This is a genomic window from Cardiobacterium sp. (assembly GCF_057314735.1).
Genome location: NZ_DBHKZK010000043.1, coordinates 1 through 6,240, shown reverse-complemented (window position 1 = coordinate 6,240; position 6,240 = coordinate 1). Strand labels below are relative to the sequence as shown.

The following is a 6,240-nucleotide window of genomic DNA, read 5'->3' as shown; positions in this document are numbered from 1 at the left end:
GGCAATGGCTGGACAGGGGAATGGATTTGCTACAGGCGGTGGAGCGGGCTTTTATCGAGTATATTATTTAGGGTGGATGGCTATACACGCCCAGCATGAATTGCGCCTGGGCGAAATTTGCCCACGCCGCTTTGCCCAGCCATTGCAATCCGCTATTGCGTTGCCGTGTGGTCGGGGCGGGTTCACTCAAATACAGCAGCCCCAAATGGTATTGCGCCTGCGGCAAGGATTTTGCCGCCGCTTTTCTTAGCCAGTAGCGCGCTTTTTTCCGGTCTTCCGGTACATTCTCTCCGTAAAGGTAGAGACTGCCGAGTGCATCCTGCGCTTCCACCACGCCGCCTTGCGCCGCCCACTCCAGCCATTCCATCGCCTGTGAGTAATCCGGTGCACCATACTGCCCCTCAAAGTAATAGCGAAACAACTGGTATTGCGCCTGCACCGAACCGCCTGCACCGGCAATAATCAGCCATTGCCGCCCGCCTTCGGCATCGCCGCTTTCCAGACAGAGCAGCCCCAAATCCAGTTGCGCGTCCAGATGGCCCTGTTTTGCCGCCCGCTCCAGCCAGTGCAATGCCAGTTCTGTATCTTGCGGCAGGTGGTGTCCCTCGGCATACATCATCCCCATCAGGTATTGCGCATTGGCGCGCCCGGCGGTCGCATCGCGCCGTAGGGCGTCTAGCAGTTCGGGTTGTCTGTCCAGCAGAAAATCATGGTATTGGTACGAGAGTGGCTGCACGGCGGGCGCGGTAGGCGGAATGACAGACGGTTTTTTCTGTTTCATCTTCATCGTGCTATGGGGTTGCAAGGAGTTAGGCAACACTATACGGCTTTCACGTCATCACGAAAACCACCATCATTTATGTGAAGACTCTGCGCTTTTTTGTGGTTTTCTGTGGAAACGCGCGCTACAATGCCGCTACGTTAAAACATTTTTACTATCTCATCCGGGGACTTTTATGCATTACACCTGTCGCGACATCATGATTGCGCACCCGCGCATCCTGCATCCGGCGATGACCATTGCCGAGGCCTTCGAGGCGACGCACCACAGCGGCGTCCGTTACTTTCCCGTGGTTGATGACGCGGGCGATTTCATCGGCGTTTTCAGCAGTATGTCATTGATAGAAGTGCTGCTGCCGCGCGGCGTCACCGCCAATCCCGCCTACGGCAAGAAGCTGCCGGAGCTGGATTTTATGAAAACCAGCGTGGACGAGCTGCGCGAGCGCCTGCACGCGCGCGGTGGCGAGCCGATTACCGACCACCTCATTACCGAAGACATCCCGCTGCTCCATCCGGAAACCAGCCTGATGGAAGCGCTTTACCTGATTTATCAATACCACAGCCACGCCATCATCGTCGAAGCAGGCAGCCGCCGCTTCTGCGGCGTGGTCAGCATCAACGGCGTTCTCGACCACATCCAGGGCGCCAAAGGATAATCCCATGAATTCACACGCAATCTTTGGCTTAAACCCGATGTGGCTCTCCGGCATCATCCTCGTCATCGTCTATATCATCCTGATTCTGGAGAAATTAAACCGCGCCGTCATCGCCCTTTTTGGCGCGATGCTGATGATTTACTGCGGCCTGCTCAGCCAGGCGCAGGCGCTGGAAAAAGTAGATTTCAACACGCTATGGCTGCTCACCGGGATGATGATGCTGGTGAACATCACCGCCAAAACCGGCGTGTTCCAGTACATCGCCATCCGCTCCGCCAAATGGGTCAAGGCCGATCCGGTCGGCATCATGCTGATGCTGGCGGGCATCACCGCGCTCTTCTCCGCGCTCTTGGACAACGTCACCACCGTGCTGCTCATCACCCCGGTGACGCTGCTCATCACCGAACAGCTCAACGTGCGCGCCTTCCCCTACCTCTTCGCCACCATCCTTGCCTCCAACATCGGCGGCACCGCCACCCTCATCGGCGACCCGCCAAATATCATCATCGGCTCGAAAAACGGCCTCAGCTTCGCCGAATTCATCTACCACCTGACGCCGATTTCCGTCATCGTCCTCGTCGCCGTCTGCGGTGTGCTCTGGCTCATCCACCGCCGCAACCTGAAAACTACCCAGGCAGCGCGCGACGCCATCATGCGCTTTGACGAAAAGGAAGCCATCACCGATGCCCACCTCCTGAAAAAATGCGGCCTCGTCTTCGGCCTCGTTCTCTTGGGCTTCTTCATCGGCCACCCGCTGCACATCGAACCCGGCACCGTCGCCCTCTCCGGTGCGGCGCTGTTGATGATGCTCGCCTATGGCCGGCAACCGGCGGACAAACAAAGCGAAAACGTGCACCATGCCTTCACCGAAGTCGAATGGATCACCATCTACTTCTTCATGGGGCTGTTCATCATCGTCGGCGCGGTCGAACAAAGCGGCCTGCTTGAAGTACTCGGCGAAAAACTCATCGCTGCCACCGGCGGCGACGTGCCGAAAATGGCCTATGCCGTGCTGTGGGTTTCGGCGCTACTTTCCTCCGTGCTGGACAACATCCCCTTCGTCGCCACCATGATTCCGCTGTTGCAATCGGCCGGACAGGGCATCCCGCCGGAGACTTTTGAGCCGGTATGGTGGGCGCTCGCGCTCGGCGCCTGCCTCGGCGGCAACGGCACCCTGATTGGCGCCAGCGCCAACCTCACCGTCGCCGCCTTCGCCGAAAAGGCCAAACAGCCGATCGGCATGGTGCAGTTCGCCAAATACGCCTTCCCGCTGATGCTGCTGACCATCCTGCTGTCGCACATCTACCTGTGGCTGCGCTATTTCTGAATGACAAACGCCGGGCAACCGGCGTTTTTTAATGCGCTCGCACCGGCGTGGTTTGCACAAGCCGTTCTGTAGGTTGGGTTAGGCGCAGCCGTAATCCAACCTGCAAGGCCTTGCAGATGAATTGTAAACAGCTACTAGCATCAGCACATTACGGCATCAAAAAAGCGGGGCATTTACCCCGCTTTTTTCACGCTGCCATCAGAAAGCATGATGCAATGTTAATTTGCCGATAAATTCGTCATCATCGCCCTGTTTGCGATAAGTACCTTTCAGCTCGGTATCGGTTCGTTCGCTGAATTTGTAGATATGTCCCAAATGATATTGCTGCCAGAATTTCTCCTTGTCGTAATCAATGCCTTCCCAGCCGCCGCGGAATTGGTGCGCGCCCCAAGTGTAATTGAGCGAGGTGGAGGCATATTCGCCGAAATGGGCGTGATGCTGCGCGTCCAATGCCCATTCCAGCATTGGGCTTTTGTCGTCATAACGCAGCAGGGTGACGGCGGCGGAAGCGCCCATGATGGCGTCGGTACTGCCGCCCAGTTTGGTTTTGATGCCATTGCCACTGGTGCCTTCATAACCGGCAGACACGGCAAAGGTATTGTTTTTGTAGCCCACCGCCGCACTAAATTCATTAAAGCCGCGACTTCTGCCGCTTTTAATAACTTCGTGCTTGCCGTCCAGCACGCCATCAACGGCAAAACTGAAACCGCTGCCGCCAATGTCTTCCAAATCGTAGCGAATCATTTTGCCGAGCCGCTCAATACCAATCGCCGCATCGTCAAAAACGGATTTGACCATATAAGTTTTCCAGGCGGTTTTCTGTTTGCCCAGGGTCAGTCTGCCAAAATCGCCTTGCACACCGATATGCGCCTCGCGCACACCATTCAAGCCGCTGCCATCCTTGTTTTCCTCGCTGGTGAGATAAAGATTGAAGAAAAGCTGATTATTGCCACCGAGCGCTTCCGTCCCCTTGACGCCAATACGCAAATGGTCATTGAGATAATCCATGTGGCTGTTTTTCTCTGCCTTGCTGTGATATTGCACCCCTTGCGCCAATGAGCCGTAAAGCGTGGTATCCCGTCCATCCGCTGCTATCGCGGATATTGTTCCCAGCGACAACACGATTGCCGCTGCCATCTGTGATTTACGCATAACTCGCACCTCTTGTTTGAATTGCGCTTGCAATCTTATCGGTTTCATGGACAAGCAGCAACGATTTCAGAGTGCGAAATATGCCATCGCGCGCGAAGCGCCTGCGCGGACGGCGGGGCAGGCGTGCCGTGTGTTTGGTGCTGGCGTCTGCCGGGGTTTGTCTTTACACTGCGCGCGGGAATGACAAACCCTCTCATTAACCCCTTTCAGGAGCTTTTCTATGTACAGACGCCTCTTTCTCGCCGCGCTGGCGGCGTTCTCTTTCGCCGCGCACGCCGCCGTCACCGTCAAGGACGAGCATGGCTCGCTCACCCTCGACAAAACGCCCACGCGCGTGGTGGCGCTGGAATTTTCGTTCGTCGATGCCTTGGCGAATATCGGCGTGTTGCCGGTTGGGGGTCGCCGATGACAACAAGGCCGACCGCATCATCGCCCCCATCCGCGATTTGATTCAGCCGTGGACGTCGGTCGGCACGCGCGCGCAGCCTAACATGGAGACTATCGCTTCGCTCAAGCCGGATTTGATTATCGCCGACAAGGACCGCCACGCCGCTGCCTATGACGAGTTGTCGAAGATTGCGCCGGTGCTGCTGCTCAATTCGCGCTACGGCAGCCTCGATGACATCCTCGCCCAGGCGCAGGTGATTGGCGACGCGGTCGGCAAGCACGACGAGATGAAGGCGAAGGTCGATGCGCTGAACAAGGAGTTTGACGACATCAGGGCAGGCATTCCCACCGGGCAAACGGCGATCGTCGGCGCTTCGCGCGAGAATACCTTTGACCTGTTCTCCGGCGATTATTTTGCCGGTGGCGTGGTCGCCCGCCTCGGTTTCAAGTTGCCGCCGCCGGTTGATGGCAAGGCGTTTTATGAGATTGGGCTGGAGCAGTTCCTCGCGCAAGACCCGGACTGGCTGTTTGTCGCCCATTACCGCGAGGAAAGCGTGGTGCGCAAGTGGGAGAAAGAGTCGCTATGGAGCGCGCTCAAGGTCGCCAATCCTGCGCATAATGTCAGTATCGAGCCGGATTTGTGGGCGCGCTCTCGCGGGCTGATTGCCGCTAAATTGATGGCGGAACAGGTACGCGATGCGGTCGCCAAGGCGAAGTGATTTGTCGCGCGGTTGCTGAATGACGCGTCGCTCCCCTCCCCCGCAACGAAGCGCAGCGGGGGAGGGTTGGGGAGGGGGTAGCGTTATGGTTGGTATCCCCGCTGTTTGTTCAGAGCACTGTTTACATACACCTGAGCGCTCCTGGTGTATGTATAGCGATACTCACAAAGTTCTGTACAAGGCGCGCCGCCGAAGACAGTACGCTTTGTACGGCGAGGCGTCGCCTCGCCGTACAGGGCTTTGTGAGGATTGCTATACATACACCGCTCCCGCTATCGTGTATGTAAATGCCCCCTGAAACCCATCCATCCTGCAATCACCATGACCGACACCCCCAACATCCCGGAAAACGACGACCCGGAAATGCCCATCGTTGAGCACCTCATCGAGCTGCGCACCCGTCTGTTGCGCATCATCTACGCCCTCGGCGGCGTTTTCCTGCTGCTGCTGCCGTTCCGCAACCGCGTCTATGAGACTTTCGCCCTGCCGGTTTTGAACAATATGCTGCCCGGCCAGACCATGCTCGCCTACGACGGCATCGACATTTTCCTCACCCCAATCAAAGTCTGCCTCTTCCTCGCCTGCCTCTTCACCATCCCGTGGATTCTCTACCAGGTGTGGGCGTTCGTCGCGCCGGGGATGTACCGCCACGAAAAGCGGCTGGTGCGCCCCATCCTCATCTCCTCCACCGTCCTCTTTTATACCGGCGTGCTGTTCGCCTATTTCATCATCCTGCCGATATTGTTCAGCTTTTTGGCGGGCATTGAGCTCAAGGGGGTGGAATACAAGCCGGACATCACCCAGTACATGAACCTCAGCCTGACGATGTTTATCGCTTTTGGCGCGGCGTTTGAAGTGCCGGTGGCGACGGTCATCTTCATCATGCTCGGTCTCGTCCGCCCGGAAACGCTTGCGCAAAAGCGCCCGTACATCATCCTCGCCGCCTTCACCATCGGGATGCTGCTGACCCCGCCGGATGCGATTTCGCAAACGCTGCTGGCGGTGCCGATGCTCATCCTCTTTGAAGCGGGGCTGTACATCGGCAAACGCCTGCTCGCCAAACGCGAGGCGGAAGCGGGCAATGGCGACGCGGCGCCGTAGGGGCTGTTTATAGCAATCCTCTCTAAATTCTATACAATCATCAATTTCCCTGGAGCCTGACCACCATACCCCCAAGCCATGAGAGAAAGAGCCATAGCCGCGCATCTGGAGCAGGGCA

7 protein-coding genes are annotated in these 6,240 nt (G+C 57.4%); 5 read left to right on the top strand and 2 right to left on the bottom strand.

What is annotated here, in order from left to right; translation table 11 throughout:
* Positions 1-67: 67 nt before the first annotated feature.
* A complete protein-coding gene (locus ACO54Z_RS05025) occupies positions 68-781 on the bottom strand; it encodes a tetratricopeptide repeat protein (protein WP_485996033.1) in 714 nt (237 codons plus the stop codon).
* A 175-nt stretch (positions 782-956) separates the two neighbouring features.
* On the opposite strand from ACO54Z_RS05025, the gene ACO54Z_RS05020 reads away from it, so the two are divergent.
* Both ACO54Z_RS05020 and ACO54Z_RS05015 read left to right on the top strand, forming a co-directional pair.
* A complete protein-coding gene (locus ACO54Z_RS05020) occupies positions 957-1,436 on the top strand; it encodes a CBS domain-containing protein (protein WP_298079995.1) in 480 nt (159 codons plus the stop codon).
* A gap of 4 nt (positions 1,437-1,440) precedes the next feature.
* Positions 1,441-2,763: an ArsB/NhaD family transporter gene (locus ACO54Z_RS05015; protein WP_485996032.1), complete on the top strand. Its 1,323-nt coding sequence runs from the start codon at positions 1,441-1,443 to the stop codon at positions 2,761-2,763.
* A 198-nt stretch (positions 2,764-2,961) separates the two neighbouring features.
* Here the strand turns inward: ACO54Z_RS05015 and ACO54Z_RS05010 are convergent, their stop codons facing one another.
* Positions 2,962-3,915 (bottom strand): porin, encoded by a 954-nt coding sequence (locus ACO54Z_RS05010; RefSeq protein ID WP_485996031.1) that lies wholly within the window; start codon positions 3,913-3,915, stop codon positions 2,962-2,964.
* Positions 3,916-4,135: 220 nt separating this feature from the next.
* Here ACO54Z_RS05010 and ACO54Z_RS05005 point away from each other — a divergent pair, with 220 nt between their 5' ends.
* The 3 genes from ACO54Z_RS05005 to tatC all read left to right on the top strand — a co-directional run bounded on the left by ACO54Z_RS05005 (position 4,136) and on the right by tatC (position 6,122).
* A complete protein-coding gene (locus tag ACO54Z_RS05005; protein ID WP_485996030.1) occupies positions 4,136-4,324 on the top strand; it encodes a hypothetical protein in 189 nt (62 codons plus the stop codon).
* Positions 4,308-5,021 (top strand): ABC transporter substrate-binding protein, encoded by a 714-nt coding sequence (locus tag ACO54Z_RS05000; protein WP_485996029.1) that lies wholly within the window; start codon positions 4,308-4,310, stop codon positions 5,019-5,021. Before ACO54Z_RS05005 ends, ACO54Z_RS05000 begins: the two co-directional genes overlap by 17 nt.
* 321 nt (positions 5,022-5,342) lie before the next feature.
* Positions 5,343-6,122 carry a twin-arginine translocase subunit TatC gene (gene tatC / locus ACO54Z_RS04995; RefSeq protein ID WP_485996028.1) on the top strand — a complete coding sequence of 260 codons (780 nt, stop codon included), beginning with the start codon at positions 5,343-5,345 and terminating at the stop codon, positions 6,120-6,122.
* Positions 6,123-6,240 lie beyond the last annotated feature (118 nt).

Bases quoted from the DNA above. Each gene is read 5' to 3' on its own strand.
- ACO54Z_RS05025 (WP_485996033.1), bottom strand. From the start codon at position 781: ATGAAACAGAAAAAACCGTCTGTCATTCCGCCTACCGCGCCCGCCGTG.
- ACO54Z_RS05020 (WP_298079995.1), top strand. From the start codon at position 957: ATGCATTACACCTGTCGCGACATCATGATTGCGCACCCGCGCATCCTG.
- ACO54Z_RS05015 (WP_485996032.1), top strand. From the start codon at position 1,441: ATGAATTCACACGCAATCTTTGGCTTAAACCCGATGTGGCTCTCCGGC.
- ACO54Z_RS05010 (WP_485996031.1), bottom strand. From the start codon at position 3,915: ATGCGTAAATCACAGATGGCAGCGGCAATCGTGTTGTCGCTGGGAACA.
- ACO54Z_RS05005 (WP_485996030.1), top strand. From the start codon at position 4,136: ATGTACAGACGCCTCTTTCTCGCCGCGCTGGCGGCGTTCTCTTTCGCC.
- tatC (WP_485996028.1), top strand. From the start codon at position 5,343: ATGACCGACACCCCCAACATCCCGGAAAACGACGACCCGGAAATGCCC.